Annotated in this window: 24 protein-coding genes; 4 read left to right on the forward strand and 20 right to left on the reverse strand. The window is 62.8% G+C overall.

What is annotated here, in order from left to right; genetic code table 11:
• Positions 1-3 precede the first annotated feature (3 nt).
• From B2W22_RS12405 to B2W22_RS12440, 8 genes are all read right to left on the reverse strand, one after another.
• Positions 4-279 carry a YbeD family protein gene (locus B2W22_RS12405; protein WP_175124995.1) on the reverse strand — a complete coding sequence of 92 codons (276 nt, stop codon included), beginning with the start codon at positions 277-279 and terminating at the stop codon, positions 4-6.
• Between the two features lie 129 nt (positions 280-408).
• Complete coding sequence (locus B2W22_RS12410) at positions 409-1,275, reverse strand: D-amino acid aminotransferase (RefSeq protein WP_286937894.1); 867 nt, start codon at positions 1,273-1,275, stop codon at positions 409-411.
• A gap of 133 nt (positions 1,276-1,408) precedes the next feature.
• Positions 1,409-2,671, reverse strand: a complete 1,263-nt coding sequence (locus tag B2W22_RS12415) for a D-alanyl-D-alanine carboxypeptidase family protein (protein WP_175124881.1) — start codon at positions 2,669-2,671, stop codon at positions 1,409-1,411.
• 152 nt (positions 2,672-2,823) lie between these two features.
• The gene (locus B2W22_RS12420; RefSeq protein ID WP_286937896.1) at positions 2,824-3,477 is read right to left on the reverse strand and encodes an alpha/beta hydrolase; all 654 of its coding nucleotides are present in this window, start codon (positions 3,475-3,477) and stop codon (positions 2,824-2,826) included.
• Between the two features lie 102 nt (positions 3,478-3,579).
• A complete protein-coding gene (locus tag B2W22_RS12425) occupies positions 3,580-4,188 on the reverse strand; it encodes an ABC-type transport auxiliary lipoprotein family protein (RefSeq protein ID WP_175185895.1) in 609 nt (202 codons plus the stop codon).
• Between the two features lie 5 nt (positions 4,189-4,193).
• Positions 4,194-5,141, reverse strand: coding sequence for an MlaD family protein (locus tag B2W22_RS12430; RefSeq protein WP_286937899.1), 948 nt, complete (start codon positions 5,139-5,141; stop codon positions 4,194-4,196).
• Positions 5,128-5,967: an ABC transporter ATP-binding protein gene (locus B2W22_RS12435; protein ID WP_286937902.1), complete on the reverse strand. Its 840-nt coding sequence runs from the start codon at positions 5,965-5,967 to the stop codon at positions 5,128-5,130. The genes B2W22_RS12430 and B2W22_RS12435 overlap by 14 nt, the downstream gene beginning before the upstream one ends.
• Entirely contained in the window at positions 5,967-7,097 is a 1,131-nt protein-coding gene (locus B2W22_RS12440) for an MlaE family ABC transporter permease (RefSeq protein ID WP_175185921.1), read from the reverse strand. Before B2W22_RS12440 ends, B2W22_RS12435 begins: the two co-directional genes overlap by 1 nt.
• 94 nt (positions 7,098-7,191) lie before the next feature.
• Here B2W22_RS12440 and B2W22_RS12445 point away from each other — a divergent pair, with 94 nt between their 5' ends.
• Genes B2W22_RS12445 through B2W22_RS12455 form a run of 3 tightly spaced genes read left to right on the forward strand, consistent with a single transcriptional unit; the run spans position 7,192 to position 9,023 of the window.
• Complete coding sequence (locus tag B2W22_RS12445) at positions 7,192-8,043, forward strand: biotin--[acetyl-CoA-carboxylase] ligase (protein ID WP_175185894.1); 852 nt, start codon at positions 7,192-7,194, stop codon at positions 8,041-8,043.
• Positions 8,040-8,846: a type III pantothenate kinase gene (locus B2W22_RS12450; RefSeq protein WP_218342526.1), complete on the forward strand. Its 807-nt coding sequence runs from the start codon at positions 8,040-8,042 to the stop codon at positions 8,844-8,846. Before B2W22_RS12445 ends, B2W22_RS12450 begins: the two co-directional genes overlap by 4 nt.
• Before the next feature lie 12 nt (positions 8,847-8,858).
• Positions 8,859-9,023 carry a hypothetical protein gene (locus B2W22_RS12455; protein WP_175124874.1) on the forward strand — a complete coding sequence of 55 codons (165 nt, stop codon included), beginning with the start codon at positions 8,859-8,861 and terminating at the stop codon, positions 9,021-9,023.
• Here the strand turns inward: B2W22_RS12455 and B2W22_RS12460 are convergent.
• Entirely contained in the window at positions 9,020-10,309 is a 1,290-nt protein-coding gene (locus tag B2W22_RS12460) for a 3-deoxy-D-manno-octulosonic acid transferase (protein WP_286937905.1), read from the reverse strand. The two genes, B2W22_RS12455 and B2W22_RS12460, sit on opposite strands and share 4 nt — an antisense overlap.
• Before the next feature lies 1 nt (position 10,310).
• Complete coding sequence (waaC, locus tag B2W22_RS12465; protein ID WP_191577567.1) at positions 10,311-11,348, reverse strand: lipopolysaccharide heptosyltransferase I; 1,038 nt, start codon at positions 11,346-11,348, stop codon at positions 10,311-10,313.
• A gap of 194 nt (positions 11,349-11,542) precedes the next feature.
• On the opposite strand from waaC, the gene wecB reads away from it, so the two are divergent.
• Complete coding sequence (gene wecB, locus B2W22_RS12470; RefSeq protein WP_286937907.1) at positions 11,543-12,676, forward strand: non-hydrolyzing UDP-N-acetylglucosamine 2-epimerase; 1,134 nt, start codon at positions 11,543-11,545, stop codon at positions 12,674-12,676.
• 35 nt (positions 12,677-12,711) lie between these two features.
• On the opposite strand, the gene galE is transcribed toward wecB, so the two are convergent.
• From galE to B2W22_RS12520, 10 genes are all read right to left on the reverse strand, one after another.
• The gene (gene galE / locus B2W22_RS12475; protein WP_286937909.1) at positions 12,712-13,761 is read right to left on the reverse strand and encodes a UDP-glucose 4-epimerase GalE; all 1,050 of its coding nucleotides are present in this window, start codon (positions 13,759-13,761) and stop codon (positions 12,712-12,714) included.
• 22 nt (positions 13,762-13,783) lie between these two features.
• Entirely contained in the window at positions 13,784-14,875 is a 1,092-nt protein-coding gene (locus B2W22_RS12480; RefSeq protein WP_286937911.1) for a glycosyltransferase family 2 protein, read from the reverse strand.
• Complete coding sequence (gene glf / locus B2W22_RS12485; RefSeq protein WP_286937914.1) at positions 14,872-16,050, reverse strand: UDP-galactopyranose mutase; 1,179 nt, start codon at positions 16,048-16,050, stop codon at positions 14,872-14,874. Before glf ends, B2W22_RS12480 begins: the two co-directional genes overlap by 4 nt.
• 1 nt (position 16,051) lies before the next feature.
• Positions 16,052-17,239, reverse strand: coding sequence for a hypothetical protein (locus B2W22_RS12490; RefSeq protein ID WP_286937915.1), 1,188 nt, complete (start codon positions 17,237-17,239; stop codon positions 16,052-16,054).
• A gap of 131 nt (positions 17,240-17,370) precedes the next feature.
• Positions 17,371-18,957, reverse strand: a complete 1,587-nt coding sequence (locus B2W22_RS12495) for a glycosyltransferase (RefSeq protein WP_286937918.1) — start codon at positions 18,955-18,957, stop codon at positions 17,371-17,373.
• Positions 18,954-20,255, reverse strand: coding sequence for an ABC transporter ATP-binding protein (locus B2W22_RS12500; RefSeq protein ID WP_286937929.1), 1,302 nt, complete (start codon positions 20,253-20,255; stop codon positions 18,954-18,956). Before B2W22_RS12500 ends, B2W22_RS12495 begins: the two co-directional genes overlap by 4 nt.
• Positions 20,245-21,072, reverse strand: coding sequence for an ABC transporter permease (locus B2W22_RS12505; protein ID WP_286937931.1), 828 nt, complete (start codon positions 21,070-21,072; stop codon positions 20,245-20,247). Before B2W22_RS12505 ends, B2W22_RS12500 begins: the two co-directional genes overlap by 11 nt.
• A 23-nt stretch (positions 21,073-21,095) precedes the next feature.
• Positions 21,096-21,878, reverse strand: a complete 783-nt coding sequence (locus B2W22_RS12510) for a glycosyltransferase family 2 protein (protein ID WP_286937933.1) — start codon at positions 21,876-21,878, stop codon at positions 21,096-21,098.
• Complete coding sequence (locus B2W22_RS12515; protein ID WP_286937935.1) at positions 21,868-22,992, reverse strand: glycosyltransferase; 1,125 nt, start codon at positions 22,990-22,992, stop codon at positions 21,868-21,870. The genes B2W22_RS12510 and B2W22_RS12515 overlap by 11 nt, the downstream gene beginning before the upstream one ends.
• Positions 22,989-24,116 carry an MraY family glycosyltransferase gene (locus tag B2W22_RS12520; RefSeq protein WP_286937937.1) on the reverse strand — a complete coding sequence of 376 codons (1,128 nt, stop codon included), beginning with the start codon at positions 24,114-24,116 and terminating at the stop codon, positions 22,989-22,991. The genes B2W22_RS12515 and B2W22_RS12520 overlap by 4 nt, the downstream gene beginning before the upstream one ends.
• Positions 24,117-24,252 lie beyond the last annotated feature (136 nt).

A 24,252-nucleotide genomic window follows, 5' to 3' on the forward strand; every position in this document is an offset into this window, starting at 1 on the left:
GCCTTACAGGACGATGGACACCATGGGGTGGCCATGCAGCGCCCGGTACAGCGCATCCAGCTGCTCGCGCGAGGTGGCGCGCACCGTGAAGGTCAGGCCGAGGTAGTTGCCGCCCTTGCTGGGGCGCATTTCCACCGTCGCGGCGTCGAACCCGGGATCGAACTGCAGCACGACCTCGGTCAGCGTCTGCGCAAACTCGGGATGCTGCTTGCCCATGACCTTGATGGGAAAGTCGCTGGGGTATTCGATCAAAGAATCTTCGGGCGGAATGTTCATGATGTGCCTAAAAAGAGTTGCCCCTGAATGTTCTTATATGGGGGCACGCGGCGTGCCGGCAAGTGCCGGCGGGCGCCGTTGGGGCGGGCGGCCGGCCGGCATGCATTGCAGGCAGGCCGCCCCGCGCCAGGACTACAGCGCGGCGATGCGGGCATCATAACCCGCACGCAATTGCTCAAAAACAGGGCCGGGCTTGCCCGTACCCACGGGTTTGCCGTCCAGCGAGACGATGGCCAGCACTTCCTTGGTGGCGGACGACAGCATCAGTTCGTCGGCCTGCTTTACCTCTTCCTGCGAGATCCGGCGCGACTCGAACGGGATGCCGGCCTCGGCGGCCAGTTCGCCCATCAGGCCGTAGCGGATGCCTTCGAGGATCAGGTTGTTCTTGGGCGGGGCCAGCAGCTTGCCGCCGGAGACCACCCAGATATTGGTGGACGCGCCTTCCGTCAGGTAGCCGTCGCGGAACTGCAGGACCTCGTCGACGTGGGCGTCCACGGCCTGCTGCTTGGCCAGCACGTTGCCCAGCAAGGACACGGACTTGATCTCGCAGTGCAGCCAGCGCTCGTCGGGGATGCTGATGGCGGACAGGCCTTGTTCGCGCTGCGCGGCAGGCGGCGGGGACCAGGGCGCGATCATGCCGAACACCGTGGGCGTGACGGCCGGCATGGGGAACGGATGGTCGCGCTTGGCCACGCCGCGCGTCACCTGCAGGTAGACGATGCACGTGTCGAGGTTGGAGCGGTCGAGCAGCTGCTGGATCAGGTCGATCCACCCGCTGCGGTCGAACGGCGGCGCGATGCGCAAGGCAGCCAGGCTGCGATCAAGGCGGTCGAGGTGTTCGGCCATGCGAAACGCATTGCCTTGGTACACGGGGACGACTTCGTAGATGCCGTCGCCGAAAATGAAGCCGCGGTCCAGGACGGAGACCTTGGCCTCGTCCACGCGCAGGAATTCACCGTTGAGATACACCTGGCTTTCGCCCGGCACGCCCGGAATCATGAGGCACTCCTGAATTTGAAATGGAACAGGGACGAGCCGCGCGGCTCGCCCCCGAAGAATGCAAAACGGGCGTTTCGCGCACGAAACGCCCGCTGCTAGCTTACACCCGCGGCTGCGGCCGCGGGGCGCCGATTTACTGGAACCAGCGCTTGACGGTGTCGACCATGCGGCCAAAGAAGCCGGCACGTTCGACGGCGTCCTGCACCACCAGCGGTTCGGTGCGCAGCACCTTGCCGTCCAGCGTGAATTGCAGCGTGCCGACCTGCTGGCCCTTGGCCAGCGGCGCGATGAGCGGATCGGTGCGCTGCGCGACCGGCTTCAATTCACCCGCCTTGCCGCGCGGCACGGCGATGGACACCGGGTTGGGCGGACCGAGCTTGACGTTTTCGGCGGTGCCTTCCCAGACGCGGGCGTCGATGCCGGGCTGGCTCTTGTCGAACAGCTTGACCGTGTCGAAGTTCTGGAAGCTCCAGTTCAGGAGCTTGAGGCTTTCTTCGGCGCGCGTCGCTTCGCTGTCGGTGCCCACCACGACCACCAGGATGCGGCGATCACCGCGCACGGCCGTCGACACTAGGCAGTAGCCGGCCGAATCCGTGTGACCGGTCTTCATGCCGTCCACCGACGGATCGGCCCACAGCAGGCGGTTGCGGTTGGGCTGCGTAATCTTGTTGTAGGTGTAGCTCTTCTGCTTGTAGTAGTGGAAGAAGTCCGGGTGATCGGTGATCAGGTGCGCGGACAGCGTGGCCAGATCGCGCGTGGAGGTCATGTGCTGCGGATCAGGCAGACCCGTGGCATTCATGAAGTGCGTGTTCTTCATGCCCAGGCGATCGGCTTCCTGGTTCATCAGCGCGGCAAAGGCGGACTCGCTGCCGCCCACGGCTTCGGCCAGGGCCACCGAGGCGTCGTTGCCCGATTGCACGATCATGCCCTGGTTCAGTTCGTCCACCGTGACCGGCTTGCGCGGTTCGATGAACATGCGCGAACCGCCCGTGCGCCAGGCGTGCTCGGACACCGGCACGGTCTGCTCCAGCGTCAGGCGCTTTTCTTCCAGTGCGTTGAACACGACGTAAGCCGTCATGATCTTGGTGAGCGAGGCCGGCTCGACCTTCATGTCGGGATTGGAAGCGGCCAGCGTCTGGCCGCTGTTCACGTCGACGACGATCCAGGCCTTGGCCGCGATGGTGGGCGCCGGGACGGCCGAGACGTCGCCGACGGGCACCGCGCCGGTCGGCGACGGAGCCGGTGCCGTCGCGGCCGGCGCGGCGGCGGGTGCGGCTGGCGCCTGCTGCGCCCAAGCTGGCAGGGAGGCCGCCAGCATCGCTGACAACACCGCGCCTGAAATGATGCGACGGGTAAAGACAACGGGGGATTGAGCGGAGTGAGGCAATTTCTTCATCGGCAACGTGGGTCCAGGAATGACGCCCGCCGGCGCGGGGCAAGTGGCTGACAATTATAGGCAGTCGATCAGACCCATCCCGGCCGCGTGGGGTTCCCTGCGCGCCTAAAACATGCAACCTGATGCAACCTGCGAACTGCCAGGAGGCCGGATCAGTCCAGCGCAACCTTCAAACGGGCCTGCACCAGCTGGCGCAGCACGAGCAGCTTGCCGTGGAAGAAATGCGAGGCGCCCGGCACCACCACCACCGGAATCGAACGCGGCCGCGCCCAGTCCATGGCTTCGGACAGCGGCACCACTTCGTCTTCTTCGCCGTGCACCAGCAGCGTGTCGTCGGGCACCTGCACTTCGTGCGACTGAAAGCGGTTGACGGCCGGGCCCATCAGCATCAGCGCCGACGGCAGCACGGCTTCGCCCGCATCGGCCAGCGCGGCGTAGGTTTGCGCGGCAACGGCGGTGCCGAACGAAAAGCCCGCCAGCACCCACGGCGCCTGCGCCAGTTCGGGGTGCAGTTCGCGCATCTGCGCGACCACGGCCAGCATGTCCTGCGTCTCGCCGACGGACTTGTCGAACGTGCCTTCCGATTGGGCGACGCCGCGGAAGTTGGGGCGCACCGCCACCAGGCCGTGCTGCACGCAGGCGCGCGACAGGGTCGTGACCACCTTGTTTTCGCGCGCGCCGCCCTGCAGCGGATGCGGATGCAGCACCAGCGCCCAGCCGCGCGGCGTGTCGGCGGGCCAGTCGATGGCGCAATCGATGCGGCCGGCGGCGCCGGTGAAAGCGTGGGTTTCAGTGCGTGCGGACATGGCGGAACTCAACGTGCGGAAAAAAGAAACGATGTTAACCGCCCGGCCCGCCCGGCGAAATGCCGGTTGACCGCAACCGGCGCGCAGCGGCGCGAGCTGACGCTACTTTCCGCGCGAGGCGGCTGCGGCGGGCGGCCGCAAGGTGGCGGCAAGCCATTGCGCGAGCTGATCGCTCGCCTCGTCGGTGGCCTGGCGCAGCGCCGCGACGCCCCCTTCGGCATCCTGCGTGGGCGCGGGCGCGGCCACCAGAATGCGCTTCTGGTCCACGACGTTGCGCCCATCCAGCAGCACCGCCTGCAGCAGGACGCGTCCCTGGCTCGACTGGCCGTCTTCGGAGAAAACCTGCTCGAACTGCGCCAGCGAGACCTGCAACTGCGGCGTCTGCAACGTGACGCGGTCACTCAGCACCGCGCCTTGGCGCGACAGGCGGTCGGTGATGCGCTGCCGGACGAGGTCGGCGGGCGACGCGGCCCAGCGGTACGTGGCATAGGAACGCGGCGCGGCGCTGTCGCCCACGCGCCAGATCATGCCAGTGTCGGTCAGACCGGGGGCCGATTGGAACGTCAGCGCGATCGGATCGCGGGCCGGCAAGGCCGGCACGGGCCGCGCGTCCAGCCCCAGGTCGAACAGCGTGGGCGGCGCGTCCACGCGGCCGATGCCGCATCCGGCAATGGCCAGGGTCAGAATCAGAATGGCGCTGCGCATCTTCATGAGGTCTATCTCCGGAATCCGGCAAAACCGGGTTCGCCGGGTCCCGGCGCGATGGGCGGGGGACCGAACAGGAACGATTGCGGCGTGTTGTCCACACGGCGCAGGGTGATGGCGGCGCCACGCGCGGCCGTGCTGACGTCGTTCGCCATGGTGGTGAAGGCCGGCAGGGTCTCGCCATCCAGCCGCGCGGCGGCCAGGGCGATGTCGTTCAGGCTGCGCGTGGCCACCGCCAGCGGGCCGTCCGGCGCATTCAGGCGCGCCAGCGACTGGCGGGCCTGCTGGGCCAGGTCGCCGATCTCGCGCGCGGCGCGATCGGCCTGGCGCGAGGTGCTGTTCAGCGAATCCATCAGCGGACCCAGCTTGGCCAGCGTGGGCGCGAGGTCGCGGCTGGCTTCCTTCAGGGACAGCGAAATGTCGTTGGCATTCTGCAGGCTGGCCGTAAGCGCCTGCACGTTCTGTTCGCTCAGCACGCGCTTCAACTGTTCGGTCGCGACTTCGACGTTGGAGATCAACTGGTCGCCACGCTTCTCGATGCGGTCCAGAAAGCCCGGGCGCAGCGGAATGGCTGCCGGATGCTCGGCGGTGGACGTCAGGCGCTTGAGCGACGAGCCGTCGTCGCGCAGGTCCACGTTGGCCATGCCGGTCACGCCCTGCACGCCAAGTTCCGCCCACGTCGATTCGGTGATCGGCGTGTTGGGCGCCACGCCGATGCGGATGCGCACCTGCCCGGGCTTGTCGGGATTGAGCGCCAGCGACTGCACGCGGCCCACGGGCACGCCCTGATAGCGCACGGCCGATTGCGGGTTCAGGCCGGTGACGGCCGTGGCCGAGATGATTTCGTATGGCTGCAGTTGCGTCCGGTCGCGGCCGATCCAGATGGCCGTCAGCGTCGCGGCAGCCAGCAGGACCAGCGTGAAGATACCGGCCATGAGCGCATGACTACGGTTTTCCATGGTGCATTCCCTTCGGTGCCAGGTCTCCCAGCGCGCGCAGACCGCGCTCGCCCAGGAAGAATGTATGTATGAACGGGTGATCGAACTTCAGGACTTCAGGCACCGTGTCGCAAATGATCACCCGCTTCTCGGCCAGCACGGCCACGCGCGTGGCCAGCGCCAGCAGCGTGTCCAGGTCGTGCGTCACCATGACGACGGTAAAGCCAAGCTGCCGGTGCAGGCTGCGCACCAGGTCCACGAATTCGTCGGACCGCAGCGGATCGAGCCCGGCCGTGGGCTCATCAAGGAACAGCAATTCCGGGTCCAGCGACAGCGCGCGCGCCAGCGCCACGCGCTTGACCATGCCGCCCGACAGGTCCGACGGGCGCTTGTCCGCATCGCGCGACGACAGGCCCACCATGGCCAACCGGCACATGACGACGTCGCGCACCAGGTCTTCCGGCACCGTGCGCAATTCGCGCAAGGGCAGCGCCACATTGTCGAACACCGACAGCGCCGAGAACAGCGCCCCCGCCTGAAACAGCATGCCCCAGCGGTATGACAGGCGCCGGCGCTCTCCCGCCGTCAATTCCGACAGCGTGTGACCCAGCACCTTCACGGTGCCCGCCGCCGGCACGTCCAGTCCGATGATCTGCCGCAGCAGCACCGTCTTGCCCGTGCCCGAACCGCCGATCAGCACCAGGATCTCGCCCGGAAACACCGTCAGGTCCAGATTGTCGTGCACGACATGGTCGCCGAACGCGGTTCGCAGGCCGCGCACGGTAATGACCGGCTCGACGGTCACGCCCTCTTCAGTGAACAGCCGATTCTGGGTGGCGTTGTTCATCAGATGCCCACCGAACTGAAGATGACCGCGTACACCGCATCCAGCAGAATCACGCCCGTGATCGACGTAACCACTGACGTAGTGGTGCCGCGGCCGAGGCTTTCGGTGTTGGGCTGGATGCGCAGGCCGAAATGGCAGGCGATGAGGGCGATCAGGATGCCGAAGGTCACGCCCTTCAGCATGCCGATCCAGTAATTGGTCAGCGTGATCGCATCAGGCAGCGACTGCAGGAACCACTGCGCGGACACGCCCAGTTGCGCCTGCGCCGCCAGCATGCCGCCCAGCAGCGCCATCGCGCTGGTCCAGAGCACCAGCAGCGGCATCGTGATCGCCAGCGCCACCACGCGCGGCAGGATCAGCCGCTGGCCGTGCGAAATGCCCATGACCAGCATGGCGTCCAGTTCCTGTGTGACCCGCATCACGCCGATCTGCGCCGTGATCGCAGACCCCGAACGCCCGGCCACCAGAATGGCCGCCAGGACGGGGCCCAGCTCGCGCACGATGGACACGCCCAGAAGACGCACGATGAAGCGGTCGGCGCCAAACATCTGAAGCTGCTGCGCCGACAGGTAGGACAGCACCACACCAATAAGAAAGCCCACCAGCGCCGTGATGCCCAGCGCCTGCGCGCCGGTCCGGTACACCTGCGCGGAAATCTCGCGCCACGGGCCCAGCCAGGGCCGGCGCAGCATGGCGCCCACGTCCAGCACCAGCTGGCCCAGCATGATGAGCAGCGCCTTGCCGTTCTCGGCGGCCCGCAGGATCGCACCGCCCGTGGCGCGCACCCATGTCCAGGTTTCGGGCTTGGCGGCGGGCGCGGGCGTCTCGCCCTTGTTCATCGCCAGCGCGTTGAAGACGTCCTGCTGACCCGCGCCCCAGCGCACGCGCTCGGGCAGCTTTTCACCCCACGCCTGCCAGATGATCAGCGCGCCGATCGTGTCCAGCCGGTGGATCGCGTGCATGTCCCAGCGCGCGCCTTCCTTGGCCGCCCGCGCGAGCGCCGCGCGTCTGCGTTCCACTTCGCCCGACTCGGCCAGCGCCAGGACGCTCCAGTCGCCGCCGACGTGGCAGACCCCGCCTTCATGGCGGAAAGGCGCGGCGGCGGTCGCAAGCAATGCGGAATGCGGCATGTCGTCGGGGTGCGGATGCAAAAATGTATCGCCAATCATAAACGCAGGGGGGCTGCGGCCGCGAGCGCGGCCCGCGTGCCCTACAATCGCGGCCATGCCCGCCCCCGTTTGCCCCATCGACCTCCCCGCCCCGGAAACGCTTGCCCGGACGCTGGCGCAGCGCCTGCCCGCCTTCCAGGACGTCACCTGGACCGGCAGCACCGGATCGACCAATGCCGACCTGCTGGCGCGCGCGCGCACCGGTGCCGGCGCGGGCAAGCCCTGGCTCTTGGGCACGCATCAGCAGGATGCCGGCCGCGGCCGCGCGGGCCGCCCGTGGCAGAACCGCTCGGGCTCCACGCTGATGTTCTCGTGCGCCTTTGACGTGCACCTGCCCGCCATGCAGCTGGCGGCACTATCGCCGCTTGCCGGCGTGGCCGCCTGCGAAGCGCTGCGCACCGTCGCCGGGCCGGGTTCGCATGGCCTGTGCATGAAATGGCCCAACGACATTCAATGGCACGACGCCAAGCTGGCGGGCATCCTCGTCGAGACCACCCGCAATCCGGGCGGCCGCGACACCGGCTACACCGTGGTGATCGGCATGGGCGTCAATCTTGCCGATGCGGCCGAACTGTCGCTGGCGCTGGGCCGCGAGATTGCGGACTGGACGCAGGTGCAGGCCGGTGCAGACCGCGCCGCCGTGGCTGCAGACCTGATCTGCGCCAGCGCCGCGGCGTGGCACGAGGCGGTCCGCACGCTGGAACGCGACGGCTTCGGCGCATTCCGACAGCGCTTCGACCAGGTGGACGCGCTCGCGGGCCGCAAGGTGAACGTGCTGGACAAGGGCGCTATTCTTTTAAGCGGCACCGCCTGTGGCGTGGACGAGCAAGGCCGCCTGCTGGTGCAAACGCCCGAGGGCGCCACACCGATCTCGGTCGGTGAAATTTCGATTCGACGCCAAGCATGATTATTCTCATCGACTCCGGCAACAGCCGCCTCAAAGTGGGTTGGCTGGACGCCACCAATCCGGACATGCCGCGCGAGCCCGCGGCCGTCGCCTTCGACGGCCTGGACCTGAACGCGCTGGATGACTGGCTTGCCGCCCTGCCCCGGCCGCCGCGGCGCGCGCTGGGCGTGAATGTCGCTGGCGCGGCGCGCGGCGACGCCATCGCGGCCATCCTGCAAAAGCACGGCTGCACCGTCAACTGGTCGCCTTCGCAGGCAACGACGCTGGGCCTGGTCAACAGCTATCGCACGCCCACGCAGCTGGGCGCCGACCGCTGGGCCTCGCTGCTCGGCGTGCTGTCGCGCCTGCCCGGCACTCACCCGCCGTTCGTGCTGGCCAGCTTCGGCACCGCCACCACCATCGACACCGTCGGACCGGACAACGTCTTTGCGGGCGGCCTGATCCTGCCCGGCCCGGCCATGATGCGCACGTCGCTTGCCCACGGCACGGCCAACCTCCCCATCGCCAACGGCCAGGTCGTGCCCTATCCCACCGACACGCACGAGGCCATCGCCTCCGGCATCGCCGCTGCGCAGGCCGGCGCGGTCGTGCGCCAATGGCTGGCGGGCCGCCAGCGCTACGGCCAGACCCCGCAGATCTACGCGGCCGGCGGCGGCTGGCCCGAAGTCCACCAGGAAATCGAACGGCTGCTGGCTGACGCGGGCGGGGCCTTCGGCGCCACGCCGGTTCCCGTTTACCTGGACCACCCGGTCCTGGACGGATTGGCCGCCGTGGCGCGCGCCACCTTGAACACCACTCCCTGACGAAGGTCCGGCATGCGCGTGCTCTTTATCCTGATCCTGTTGGCGAATCTGGGCGTCTATGCGCTGGGACAAGGCTGGCTGGGCGCCCGGCCCGAAGACGAAGGCCGCGATGGGCGGCGATTCAGCCAGGAATTGAATCCGGGCGCGGTGACGTTGGCGCCGCGTAAAACGCCTTAACGGCCCGGCGCCGCTCCGTCCAGCCAGGGTCCCAACGCATCCATCGTCCGCCCGGTGGCGCCCGCATGCTGGTCGAACCAAGCCCTCGCGGCCTTGCTCGCCAGCTGCCTGCGCGGCGTGTCCCGCAGCAGCGCGATTGCCGCGTGCACCGCCTGCGCCGGATCCTCGGCGCGCAGCGCGGCGCCAGCCTCGATGGCGTCTTCCGCCGCCTGCTTGAAATTGAACGTGTGCGGCCCGACGATGACGGGCACGCCCGCCGCGCAGGCTTCGATCAGGTTCTGGCCACCCAGCGGCGCAAAGCTGCCCGCCACGATCGCCACATCCGAAGCTGCGTAATAAAACGCCATCTCGCCCAGCGAATCCCCAAGCAGCACGGCGGCGCCCGGTGGCGCAAGCGTGCCTTCCGAACGGCGCGCAAAACCGACTTTCGCGTCCGACAGCAGGCGCGCAGCTTCGTCAAAGCGCTGGGGATGACGTGGGATCAACAAAAAAAGCGGCGCGCCCGGCGCTGCGGCCTGACGTTTGATCGCCTCGATGAACGGCGCGTCCTCGCCCTCGCGCGTGCTGGCGACCGCAACCACTTGGCGCCCGAGCTGTGCCCGCCACGCGCGTCCCGCCTCTACCTGAGCGGGCGGCAGCACCAGATCGAACTTGAGGTTGCCGGTCACGACGGCCGCCGGCGCACCCGCCTCGGCCAGCCGCCCCGCATCCTCCGCGGTCTGCGCCAACACCATGTCCAGCCCGGCCAGGGCCTCGCGCATCACGCTGCCCATCCGGCGCGCCTGGCGCAGCGACGACGCGGAATAACGCGCGCTGACCAGCGCCATGGGCACCCGTGCCTGCCGCGCGGCGGCCAGCAGGTTGGGCCAGATCTCGCGTTCCATCAAGAGGCCGCAGCGCGGCCGGTGCGCCGCCAGGAAGCGGCGGGTCGCACCCGGAAAATCGTAGGGCAGCCAGACCTGCCGCAGTTGCCCCCTCGCGATGGCATCCTTGAACAGGCGCTCGCCCTCCGCACGGCCGGTCGCCGTCGTGTGCGTGAGCAACACCGGCAGGCCGCGCGCCAGCAATGCGTTCAAGAGCGGCAGCGCGGCTCGCGTCTCGCCCAGGCTGACGGCATGCATCCAGACCGGGTTGTCCGGCAGCACGGTGGCCGGATCAGGGCGCCCAAAGCGTTCGGGAGAGAAGATTTCCCAGCGGCCCCCGGCGCGCTTGGCGCGGCGGGCCATCCATAGCCAGATCAGCGGCGCGAGCGCCCGAAGCCCCAGCGTGTAGACGCCGCGGTTCATGTCACTGCGCGGCGAGCGCCTGCTCGACCGAGGCCATGACGGCCTCGCGAGACGGCGAGGCGCCGCGGTCGCCCAGGCTGGCGGTGTAGTTGGACCCGACCAGGGGGGTGCGCACGGGCGTCGAGGCCCGGTAGATGCCGATCGTGGGACGGCCCAGCGCGGCTGAGAGGTGCGTCAGGCCGCTGTCCAGGCCCACCATCAGGCGGGCGCCGGCCAGCAACTTGGCCACGGCGGACAGATCCATGCGGGGCATGACCTCGGCCCCCTCCATGCCGGCCACCAGCAGTTGGGCGCGCTCGGCTTCCTGTTCGTTGCCGGCCAGCAGCTTCAGCGTGCAGCCGGCCTCGCGCAGGCGGCGGAACACCACGCGCCAGTCTTCCTCGGGCCACAGTTTGTCGTCACGGCTGGCCGACGGCATGATCACCGCATAGCCGCGGTCAGTGTCCACATGATGCAGCCGCGGCAGCTCGGCGGCGTTCAGACCGCCGCTGCCGACTTCGACGACCGGCTCGGGCGCTTGGGTCGCCTGGCGCGCGAACGCCTGCAAGCCAAAATCGGGCAAGCCGGCGTGCTGATAGCCGAACGTCAGCCCGGCCAGCTTGCGCTGGCGGATCACCGCGGGCTGCCAGAATTCGACGCGATGACGCACGTTGTAGAACAGCGAGGCCAGCGGCTCGCGCGCGGACCGCCAGTCCAGCCCATGTTTGACGCCCTGCGTCTGACGCACCAGCCACGCCGATTTCAGCAAGGCCTGCATGTCCAGGACCACGTCGTAGCGCACGGCGCGCAGGCGCTCGCGCAGCGCGCGCCGCTCGGCGCGCACTTGGGCAGACCACCACGACTTACGCCAGCGCCGGTGCGCGACCTTGATGATTTCGTTGACGGCGGGATGCCACGACGGGATCTCGGCGAAGGCTTCCTCGACGACCCAGTCGATCTGCGCGTCCGGCACGTGCCGGGCGATATCCGTGATCGCAGGCAGCATGTGGACGAGGTCGCCCAGGGAGGACGTGCGAACGATGAGAATGCGGGTGGGCATCAAGCTGGTGATCGTGCGATTGAAGCAGCGAATGTACAACACATCAAGGCCCGAGGGGCAGAGCGCGGCCCCGCATCGGCTTGGCCACGCAAGGTAGAATCCAGGAGGTGCGCCGCACTCGATCCGAGTTGCCGCGAAACTGGCATCCTCATTCACCGACTATTGCCGCCCGTCGGCAAAGCATCCGTCCCGCAATGAAAATCCTAACGGTATTTGGCACTCGTCCCGAAGCCATAAAAATGGCGCCTCTGGTGCACACACTCGCTCAAGAGCCGTCCATCGAGGCGCGCGTATGCGTAACTGCTCAGCACCGGGAGATGCTGGATCAGGTTCTCGGGCTATTCGAGATTCAGCCGGATTTTGACCTGAATATCATGAAACCAGGTCAGGATCTGACGGACGTCACAAGTGCCATCCTGTTCGGCATGAAAGAGGTATTCCGGCAGTTCCAGCCCAATTACGTCCTGGTTCACGGCGATACCGCGACTACGTTTGCCACTTCCCTGGCGGCGTATTATCACAGGATCCCCGTGGGCCACGTGGAGGCCGGACTGCGCACCGGAAACATATATTCACCCTGGCCCGAAGAAGCCAATCGCAAATTGACCGGCGTGCTCGCGAATCTGCATTTTGCGCCGACCGGGACGTCTCGCGACAATCTACTGCGCGAGGGAGTTTCGGCCGATAACATCGTCGTGACAGGCAATACCGTCATCGACGCGCTTCTGTGGGTAAAACAGAAACTGGCCGTGGACGAGGCATTGCGCAATTCAATCGCTGCGCAGCTTCCCTTCCTGAACGACGACCGGCGCCTCGTGCTCATCACCGGGCACCGCCGTGAGAGTTTCGGATCCGGATTCGAAAGAATATGCCAGGCGATCGCGGCCTCGGCTGCCCGCTTTCCGGACCATGATTTCGTCTATCCCGTCCATCTGAATCCAAATGTGCGCGAACCGGTCAACCGCCTGCTGAAAGGGCTGAAAAACGTCTTTTTGGTCGAACCGATGGATTACTTGCCGTTTGTGTACTTGATGGACAGGTCGCACATCATCCTGACGGATTCTGGCGGCATTCAGGAAGAGGCGCCTTCCCTGGGCAAGCCGGTGCTGGTCATGCGCGACACCACCGAACGCCCGGAAGCGGTAACGGCGGGTACCGTTAGGCTGGTCGGCACGGATACGGACACCATCACCGCGCAAATCGCGACGCTGCTGCTGCAGCCCGGCGAATACAAGAAAATGAGCGTCGCCCATAACCCGTATGGCGACGGGCTGGCAAGCCGGCGCATCGTGGAGCATCTGCGCCAAGCCGGAAAGCCCTCCGTGTAGCCGCAGGTGTCGCCCTGACGGGCTTCCCGAAAGAGTTATTCTTTTTCGGGATAGCCGTCAGGGTTGTTTTTCTGCCAATTCCAGCCGTCCCTGCACATTTGGTCGACGCTCCGTCGAGCGGCCCAGCCCAGGACCTGGTTTGCCAGCGCGGGATCTGCCCACGCCTCACCAATATCGCCCGCCCTGCGCGATGTCACTTGATGCGGCACGGGAACGCCGCTTTCGCGTTCGAACGCCCCGATCAATTCCTTAACCGATGTCCCGCGCCCCGTGCCCAGGTTGAACGCTGCGAATCCCTGCCCGCTGCGCGAGGATAACGCGTAGTCGATGGCCTTGACGTGCCCGTCTGCCAAGTCGGCGACGTGGACATAGTCCCGAACGCCTGTACCATCGGGCGTGTCGTAGTCGTCGCCAAAAATGCGCAGGCACGCCGACCGGCCAACGGCCGTGCGCGTAATGTACGGGAACAGATTATTGGGTTCGCCCCGCGGATCCTCTCCGATCAAGCCCGACTCATGCGCGCCGATCGGATTGAAATAGCGCAGGCAGATCGCCTTGATCGCGGGGTCGGATGCGCAAAGGTCTCGCAAAATCTGCTCAACCATCGCCTTGGTCCATCCATAGGGATTGGTCGGCGCTATGCGATGCGTTTCCACGAAGGGCAGGAATTCCGGCTCTCCGTAGACAGTGGCCGAAGAACTGAACACGATGGTGCCCACACCCGCGCGGCGCATTGCCTCCAACAGCACGAGCGTGCCTGCCACATTGTTGTCGTAGTACGCCAACGGCATGCTGTTGGACTCGCCTACCGCCTTCAATGCCGCCAGATGAAGCACGCAACTGACCGGTTGGCCGCGGTCGGCGCATTGCTGGAAAGCCGAGTCCAGGGCGCTCGCGTCCCGGATGTCTCCAACGATGCATTCCACCGCCACGCCTGTAATCTTCTCGACACGTTCAATAGCGACAATGCCACTATTGGAAAAATTGTCGAACACCACCGGCCGGTAACCCGTTTGGATCAGGCTGACGAGAGTGTGCGTGCCGATATAGCCTGCGCCACCGGCGACCAAAATAGAATGTTCCATCGCTGCTCGTTTCAATCCAACATCACGGCATGACGCCAAGGCGGTTGCGGACTGCACGTTTCACCCGCCGGTAGCCGCGCAACGGCAAGCCCAGTAGATTCTCGAACCAGGTATCCAGCCGGGCGCAGGGACCCGCCAGGCGCCAGTATGCGGCAATGGGCGCATAGTTGAACATCCTGGCGACCTTGATGCCGCGATGCACCTTCTTGCCGAACATGTCCCAGATGATCCCGGTCTTCAACCAATCCGAGCCGAAGTTCTTGTCCGCCACTGCAAAGATTTCCCGTAGCGCCTTGAGCTTCGGATAGTCGGAGAGCGTCTTTACCCGGTTAATCCACGATACGCAGTGGATCGCGACGTACCACATCAGCTGCTTACGGTAAGCCTCAAAGGCGCCCTTCTTCCGATAGAAGGCAAGCATGTCGTTGAGCGCCGGCACGATATTAAGGATGCGCTTGTCGGTTTGCTTCATCGACTGCGTCGGGCGCGTGATGTCGTAGTTATAGAGTTCCTTGTCGACGTAATAGATCTTCTTGGCGACGAGGTAGCTCTTGGGTACGAAATTCGCGTCCGCGAACATGATGCCCGGCAAAAGTCTGACGTCCGGATCTTCGAATATCGAACGATGGTAGATCCGGCCGCAGGGCGTTGCCCAGTTGCGGTACAGCAAGTCGCGATCCGATGCCGTCAATTCGCGTTCGGAATCGATCGGAATCGGCTTGAACTGCGACGTGTAGCCGGTAAAGTAATAACGAAGATTACCGATCAGCAGGTCTGCCCCGGTTTCTTGCGCCTTCTCGTACATGAACTCAATCGCATCATCATCCAGGAAATCATCGCCGTCGACGATAATGATGTATTCCCCGGTTGCTCGATCAATTCCATAATTGCAGGCCGCGCCATGGCCGCCGTTCTCTTTGATGAACGACTTGAAGATACCCGGCCACTTGGCTACGTATTCATCGATGATGAGCTGGCTGTCATCCGTCCCGCCGTCATTGACGACCAGAACTTCGATGTCCTTGCATTTTTGGTTTGCAAGGGAAGCCAGACACCGTTCGACATAGAATTCCAGGTTATATACCGGAACCACGACACTGACTTTAGGCCTCATTTCTTCTTGTTCTCGTCGAAATCGGCGTCGAACACGTCCAGAGCACGCTCGATGATGTTGTTCATGTCGTAGTAGCGGTACTCCGCCAGACGTCCGACCAGCTTCAGATTCGCGAATGTATTGGCCAGCTCAACATAGCGGGCATACAGCTCGGCGTTGGTGTCCTTCGGAATAGGATAGTAAGGAATGCTCTTCGAGGGCACCTTGCGGTCATATTCCTGCGGATACTCCTTCATGATGGTGGTTTTTTCCGGCTTCTGACCCATCAGGTGCTTGTATTCCGTGATGCGGGTGAATTGCTCCGAATTGGGGTAATTCACCGTCGCTGTCGGCTGATACAGCTCCATGTCGTGCGTTTCGAGATCGAACCGCAGCGACCGGTACGGCAGTTCGCCATAGACATAATCAAACAGCTCGTCCACCGCTCCGGTATAGATCACGTCGCCGGAGAACTCTACGCCGTCCAGCAGGATCTTGCCGGTTTCCGTGTCGAACCGCAGAACGTCCTTCGCCTTCGTGTTCAGACGGACCTCGATGTTCGGGTTCGAGATCATGTTGGCGAACATGGCGGTGTAGCCCTTCTTCGGCAAGGCCTGGTGGCTTTCCTGGAAGTAGCGGTCGTCATAGGACAAATGCACGGGCACGCGGGCAGTGATGGTCTCGAAATCGAGATTTTCAGGCTTGTCGCCCCACTGCTTCGTCGTGTAATTCAGATAAATATTCTGGAAGATGAACTCGCCCAGATCTCGAACGCGCTGGTCACTGTGCTTGCGCAGCACCGACACGGGCACTTTCACGTCCATGCCGAATTCCGAAACCAGCAGTTCCTTCAGGTCCGCAGCCTGCTCCGGCAGCAGCTTCTCGAGCGAGGTCAGATTGAATGGAACCGGAACGAGTTGACCCTGCACATGGGCAAGCACCCGATGCTGGTAGGGTTCCCAATCGGTGAACTGCGAAATATAGGAAAGCACACGCGGACTATTTGTCCGGAACAGATGCGGCCCATATTTGTGAACCATCACGCCATGGTCATCGCGATAGTCATACATATTACCGGCGATGTGGTCCCGCTGCTCGATCAGCAGGACACGCTTGTTGTTTTGAGAGGCCAGGCGCTCCGCCAGGATGGAGCCGGCGAAACCGGTTCCGACAATCACTACGTCATAATGATTCATATCACACCTTTATAACTGAACGAATTGCGTTTTCCATGAGGCCTGAAACCCTCTGAACGGAATACTCTTCGTATGCTGAATAGTCAGGACTGATTTTCTTGTCGATGTACCGCTTCAGCACATAGGCAATCCTGTCCAACCTGCCATCCGCGATCAAGTTCTTGGCCTTCGCCATGATATCGGCCGTCGGCCCCTTGGGCATCGTGATCGACGCGATTGGCTTATGCGCCCCCATGTAGTCGGTGAGCTTGCCCGGAAAGAAGGGATTGCATTCCAGGCCATCCTCTGCCTTCGTGAACATGCCATCAATGAGAAGCAGCGCGTCGGCCTCCCCCATCAGGCGCAAGCTTTCGGAATAAGCCACCGGACCCAGGAAAATGACATGGGAAGGGTGTCGCATCGCCGCATGCGCGGCCCGGTCGCTTTCGCAAGGATGGCCGCCATAGAACCGGATTTCGAAACGGCCCTTGTACTCGGGGTAGATCTCCAGCAGCCGGTCAACCGCTTTCAATACTGGCTCCGCGGTGCGCTTGACGTGATACAGCGTGCCCAAGTGCGAAAAAACGAACTTCTCGTCGCCACGATCCCTAGGGGCCGGGTACATCTTTTGATCGAAGCAATGAGGCACCACCACGGCCTTCGCCTTCTGGGCAGCCAGATCGCCAGTGAACATCAGGTCGCGCTGATATTCGTTATTGAGGATAACGAGGTCGGCGTCGCGCAGCGTGGCCCGCTCGATGGCGCAATCTTCTTCAACCATCGGATAACCCGCAATGTACTTCACATACGGGTTCTTAACGAACAGATCGCCAAAATAAGCAATCCACGGCAGGTCCGGATGTTTTTTCTTGATTACAGCTGCGGCCTCATGACTCACGACCTCGTTCGAATGGGAAATAATAAAATCATATTTCTCATCCGACTGTTCGAATGCATTCACCACGCCCTCGATAAACTTCGAGCGGGCCTCGCGCGTGCGTGGCTGCGTGTGGTCGGCGTCCTTGATTTCGATCCGCTTGATGGGTGCGGACGCGAAAGCCATGATTCCGTCGTCGCGGGCATCGCGCGCCACCTGCACCACCGTATACGAGAAATCCGTGTCCTTGATCCGCTTAAAAAAATCCAGATCAGCCGAACCGATGTAAGGCGCAAAAAACCAGGAAGGTGCAAAACCGTTGAGTTTTTTCATTATGAAGCGAACTTATGCTTTAAGCCTCTTCCGGCCATAGATTTATAAAGATAACCGTCCATTATAGACGGAACAGGGAGGACGCAAAGGGATAGAAATTCAAGGCGGCGAGCATTACTTTTTTTCGATATTCAGGTATGGCGACCCAGCAGGTTTTTGGCGGCGCCCGAAACACGCTGCCCCAATGTCTTTTGCTCCCTCAGACGAGTATCGAGGCCGACAACCGCGCTTTCCAGCGCCTTGACGGCCTCGGCCAGTTCCTCGTCCTGCCGTTTGCGCTCGGCATCACAGCTCTGCACTTGCTCCAAAACTCGTTCGATCGCTGCCGAACTACGTTCCTCCGCCTGCGCGAACATCGCACTGAGCTCCTGCTGCGCACCGGCGAGCCGGTCTTGATGCGCCTTCTGCTCTTGCTGCTCCTGCTTCTGCTGCTGTTGCGTACCCGCAATCGCGAGCGCACTCATGCGCGCTTCGTAAAACCGGTAGCAGGCGGCGGCCTGGGGCGAAAAATATGCCGCCGAATGGACGACGCGACCCAGGCGATAGAACAGGTCCTCGGATGTGAGATAGGCCGCCGGCGATGCGGCCTCCGGCGAACGAATCACGCTATATATTGCCCGAACCAGAGGCTGCGCGCTGTAAGTAAAAGCAGAGATCTGCTTGGCGAAGGAGGACCATACGGCGTCTTCCGAGTGGTACTGAAGCAAGGTGCTCCTCAAATCCGCCAGTTGAGACGTCGCTTTCGCGCGTTGGCTGAACAGATCCTCGGCAGGCGCGTTCGGCAAGTTGCGGCCCGAGAAATTGGCATATGCGCCGCGCCGAAACAGGTCGGGATCGACAAACCCCTTGACCCCGTCGTATCCGACCATGCACACCGGCTTGCCGCAGGCCACCCCCTCCAGCAATACGCGGCCCATGCCCGCGACGCCCGCGCTGGAGCGCATGAGGCTCTCCACGTCCGACCTCATTCCCAGGAACCGCACGGTGTGGGCAACCCCATCCTGCTCCAGCCATTCCTCCAGCGTGGCCCTTCCGGGGCCGTCGCCAACGATATCGACGCGCCCCAGGCCCAACGCATGCGCCTCGTTCACGAACGCCCGTATGCCATGGATCTTGACCGCGTCCAGCCGGCTGACGGCGAGCCACGGCGCATCCTGGGGAACCGGCGAGCCGGGCTGGCCGAACCGGTTTACGTCAACGGCGTTGTGTTGGATGCGCAGCGCTCCTTCCCCGACATAGGGCGCCACAAGATCGCCCACCTCGTCGGAAACGGCGAGCACGGCGTTCGCCGAGGGCAACACCAGCGCCGCCAGCAGGTAATCATTGACGGGTCCGTAGCCGGAGCTCAACGATGTCGGGCCATGCAGCGTAAGAACGAAGGGGACTCCCTCCATTGCCGCAGCAAGCATGGCTGGAAAAAGGCTCGTGAACGGATGCGCGTGCACGTGTGTCACGGCTTTCTCTCGAATGAGAGCACGCAGCCCTTCCACTGTCGCCACGAGATCGGTGACGGTCGCATCGGGACCGAGGGCCAAGCCCGACCGTAGCGTGAAGAGGCCGGGCGGCAAGAATTCGGCGGCGGGCTCGGACCCGCAAGCCAGATGCACTGCCCAGCCTTGGGCAACCATGGCCCGCACCTGGCCCGCGATATAGGTTTCCAGCCCGCCGACTTCGTAGCTCTCAGTCACGATAAGGAGAGAATGCACAGCGACGCTCACAGCTTTTCCACCCTGGCATTGGACGCAAGCGCCGCGATCCCGCTCCCCCGGATACGACGATGGCTCACCTTGAGTATGATCACGTCGGTTTTGCGGTCGAGGTAATCCATTCCCGCCTTGGTCACCTCTTCGGCGATCGCCAGGGTGACGAAATAATTGCCTTCGCACAACGTCAGCTCAAGATCGAATACGACCCGCAGGCGATCGCCAGGTTTGGCATCCGCGTAGCTGGAATCGTGATACAGCGTGCTGGTCCCGAATGCGGATACGCCCTCGACCGTGCGGATGAGCAATCCGGCCTGCATCAGCGAGATCGGCGCGAACACTTCCACGTCGACTTCGATCCTGGCCTTCTGTCCAATCTCGAACGCTTCGCATTGCTCGCCGGCCTCGTCCAGCGCTCGCCATCCGCGAATCAACGCGCGCATACCAGGGTCGTCGTCCGGACCCGGCTCCACCGTGCCCGCAGTCGCAACGTGTTCGGCGGCGGTACGTTGCTCGTCGACCGACGCTTCGCCCGACGACACGTTCGCATTTAGATAACGCAGATACGTGCGCTCATCGGAGTAAAGCAACGCGTGATACTGGTCGACCACTTCCTTGGCCGGCCCCAGCCCGTGCAATTCGCCCTTGTGCAGCAAAGCCGCCCGCTGGCAGAATTTTTCTACGGTGGAGGTCGCATGGGTAACGATCAAAATGGCGCAGCCGCCCGCGCGTAAACGTTCGATGTAATCGAAACATTTGCGCTGAAATTTCTCGTCACCAACCGACAGCGCTTCATCGACGATCAGCACGTCGGGCTGGACGCATGCCTGCACCGCAAATGCCAGGCGCACATACATGCCGCTGGAATATGTTTTTACCGGCTGCTCCAGATGCTCCCCAATATCGGCAAAGGCGATGATTTCGTCGATCCGCTCGTCCATCTGCTCCTTGGAAAAGCCCAGGATCGAACCATTGAGATAAACGTTCTCGCGGCCGCTGAAATCTGGATTGAAGCCCGAGCCCAATTCCAGCAGCGCCGCCAGCTTGCCGTTGACGCTGGCTTCGCCGGTGGTGGGCGCCAACGTGCCTGCAATGATCTGCAGCAATGTGCTCTTGCCGCTGCCATTGCGGCCCAAAATGCCGACTGTTTCGCCCCTTTTAACGTCGAGCGAAACGTTCCGCAGCGCCCAGAATTCCTTGAAATACTGGCGCCGGCCGAACGAAAGGAACTGCAGCAAACGATCTCGCGGCTGCGAGTACATCTCGAACCGCTTGGAGACGTTCTCTACCGAAATAACTTTCTCAGAGAACATCGGCAAACCCCTTCCTTGTTTTTTGGAACCACGAAAATCCTAGAGCCGCAACGACCATCGCCACCACCATATAAATTGCCCAAACATCCCATGCAATCGGCTTCCCCCAAAACAGAACATTCCGGCTTTGCTCAATAATGAGGGTGAGCGGACTTATGTGAAGGAACGGACGGAATCGCTCCGGAATCGCCTCGGCCGCATAGAAGATGGGCGACAGGAACATCAGGACGGTGGTGATGATTCCGATGAATTGCGTGACGTCTCGCAAATACACACCGAGTGCGGCCAGGAACCAGCTGAACCCCAATATGATGATGGCCAAGGGCAATACCACCAACGGGAACAGCACCACGGTCCAATGCGGAACGCCGAACAGGATCAAATAAAAAATCACCCAAACCAGCAGGCTGATCAGCAAATGAAAGAGCGCAGCCCCCAGCGACACACATGGAAGGGTTTCCAGGGGAAATACGACTTTCTTGACGTAATTGACGTTGCTCAGGATCAGCGACGGGGCGCGATTTATGCATTCGGCGAACAGGTTGAAGACGATCAGGCCGGCAAAAAGCACCAGGGCGAATTCCGCCTTGGATTCAGAGCCCCCTGGCCAGCGCGCCTTGAACACCACGCTGAATACGAAGGTATAAACCAGCAGCATGAACACGGGGTTGAAAAACGACCACAACAGGCCCAAGGCCGAACCTCGATACCGGCCGACGACTTCTCGCTTTATGAGATTCCACGTCAGCTGGCGATTCTTCGCCAGGCTTTTGAGCAGCGACAGCGGAGATGCACTGTGTTTTGAATTTTGAGACACGCGCAATAATTCCTACAAATTGGTCATCGATTAAGTTTGTGCCATATGCCACGCTTTGCCACGGCATACCACGTATAGCAGAGGAAAAAACCCATGCTGCGGAAAACGGATAAGCCCAGTCCCGATCGATAAATCCGCCACTGCCAGCGGGCCGCCTTCAGCTTGTTGGCGGACAAGGAGTTGGCGCTGACGCGATATCTTGCAATCGGTTCGCCAGCTGGCGTGGCTCGGGCCGGTCCGGTACGCGCAAGCGCCCTCAACCAGAACAGATAATCCTCATGCTTGATGTCCTCGAACCTCAGGCCGGCCAGTTCCGACCGGCGAAATATGCCGGTCAGGTTACCGATAAAGTTGGACTTCAACATATCGTCGTACCGCAGTATCTCCGGCGCAACCACCTTGCCGACGACATGTCCGTCGTAGTCGACCCGGAGATAGTCTCCATAGGAGATCGGGACGCCGGTCTCTTCCATGAATGAGACCTGCCGTTCCAACTTGCAGCGCTCCCACGCGTCGTCGGCATCCAGAAACGCCACATACCGCCCGCGGGCCATATCCAGGGCGTTGTTCCGGCTGCGCACGACTCCCTGGTTGTCCGGGTTGCGACTGTACAGGATCCTCGGGTCCTCGCGCTGGAACGTCCTGACGATGTCGGCCGTCTCGTCGGTCGAAGCATCGTCGACGACCAGCAGCTCCCAGTCCCCATAGGTCTGATTCTTAACGGATCCGATCGCCTCGGCAATGTACCGCCGCGCATTGAAGGCGGGCATGACGATCGAAACGAGCGGTCGGCCTTCAACGTTCATGGAGTCGTCCGTCCTTGAAAAGCCGGCTCACTCGCTTCACGTACTCGCCCCGGTAATGCGTTCGATAATATGCGGCATAGCGTTCCGCCCACAACTGCGCGGCTCGGTGCCCCCGCTCGGTCACTGCCTGCGACGATAGCCCGTCGAGCCATTGGACCAGCGATTGCCTGCCCTCGGCGACGGCCCAGCCCGACACGTCGTGTTCAACTCTGTCCCCCGGCGGGGTGCCGGTCGTCGTCAGCAGCGGACGGCCAAGCATCAGATGCTCGTAGTATTTGTTGGGGGAAGCATATCGGTGATTCGGAACGGTCAGGTAATACAGGCCCACGACGATATCCATCGTAGCCATCAGGCGCAACCCCGCGTCGCTTTCCTTGGCCCCGTAGTAGTGGATGTTCGAAGCGGTCTCGGACGCGGCTGAAAAAGCCGGCGCCAATCGACCGTATCCCGCAACGTGCAACTGCACGTCCGACCGGCCCGTGCAAGCCGCGAGCAGGTCCTCGAGTCCGCGGTGCTGCGACTCCAGGACCCCGAAGTAGCCGATCCGCCACGGCTTATTTGCCTCCCAGGGAGCAACGGGCTGTAGATCCGAGTTCGGGACATTTTCCAAAACCAGCACCCGCTCGTCGCCTGGCTGCAGATCATGCTGCGCATAACGCTCGGCGCTTGCGATGATGGTCAACGCCGCCGAGCGGGCGACCATCCGCTCCAGAGCATCTAGAGCCTTACCCGCCTTGCCCCTGATATTGCGCACCGCGGTGTACTTATCGTACAGATCCAGCACCAGCGGGCGTCTGAACAGCCGGCAGAACAACCAGCCCGCGAATCCGGCATCCAGATCGACCGCGTGCACCAAGCTCACCGCCTTGCGCTCTTTCACTAGGCGCCAGAAGACGTGGGCATTCCACCAAAGCAACGCGACGGCGTTGCGCCATCCTCCGCCCAATCTGGCCTGCCGGGCAAAATAATGGAACCGTGGCCGCGCCGATACAGCCCGACCATCCTTGTTCCACCCGATGAAACTGAACGGAATACCGGCCTCGGTCAGCGCTTCGAAGTATTTCCCCATGCGGGCATCAAAGTCGGCTATGTACGAACGAATGAAAAATATCATTTGCGCGGAGAGCGGCCGGGACCGTGACGGCCCCGCTTCTTGATAATCATCCAGCGCGGCATTCGAAACAGCACGAGTTTGCGGTATAGCAACACGTACGTGATGGAAAACGCCGCAGCGCAGGCCATCAGCACGTAAGGCATTTGCCAGAACAGCACCGCCGGAATCACCGCCATGGATGACAACAACCACAGGTAGGGCGAAGTCATGGAGTTGCGCTGGTTGCGGTGGCGCAATTCACGGGATCCGACGGCCCATCGCACGACGCGCTTGTAGATGAGCATGTGCAGATGCACACCGTCGGGTGCACCCGGGGAAACGCCTCTTAACCATTTCTTGCGGTAGATCGAGAACAAGGTCTCGAACACCGGATAAATGCACAGAAGCAAGGGGAACCAGGCCGAGACGTTGGGATGACGGGCGAGCATCAGCACGGAAACGGTGCCGATCATAAACCCTATGAAATAGGCGCCCCCGTCTCCCAGGAAGATCAAGCCGCGCGGATAATTCCAGAGCAAAAAGCCCAGAATCGCACCGATCATTCCGACACAGGTAACGAGCAGCAGCCGGTCGCCGAGATAATAGGAAACGTAGGCGAACCCCGCAAATATCATCGCGGACACAACCGCAGCCAGCCCATTGTATCCGTCGATAATATTGATGGCGTTGGCCGCGCCCGCAATGGCCACCGCGGTGACAATGAACGAGATGGGACCGAACTGCAGCAGCCAATCTATCCCGATAATATCCAGGCGCGTCAACGTGGCGCCAAGGAAGTAATACGCAGCCATACCGGACAGCATCGCCAGCGACAACCGCTGCAACACCCTTACCCGCTTGGTGATGTCTTCGGCCAAGCCGCCAAGAAACGCCGGCATCGCGACGGCCAGCAAAGTCAGCGGCTCATTGCTCAACGAGGATTCGCGCAATGTCGCCAGCACGAAAATGCACGCCATGGCAAAAACCAGAGAAACACCTCCGACCCGCGGCACAGGCTTATCGTGGTATTTCTGCACCCCGTCGGTTTCATGGTCGGCGGTGAATTTTCCGTGAAGCGCGTTAAACCTCAGCACTAGCAGCGTGAAAACCAGGGACGCGATGAACGCCACAAGCAAATAAAGCATATTTTATTTAAGCGCCGTTACAAGATAATCGTTTTAATATTCTAGTTTCTCGCCCTGGTGTTTTTCGAACGATTTGCCAGAGCAACCTAGCTGTCAACCACGCTTAATTCGAGCCATAGGGCAAATTTCGCTATTT

It is taken from the genome of Achromobacter sp. UBA4530 (assembly GCF_002388205.1).
Classification (GTDB): Bacteria; Pseudomonadota; Gammaproteobacteria; order Burkholderiales; family Burkholderiaceae_B; genus Achromobacter; species Achromobacter animicus.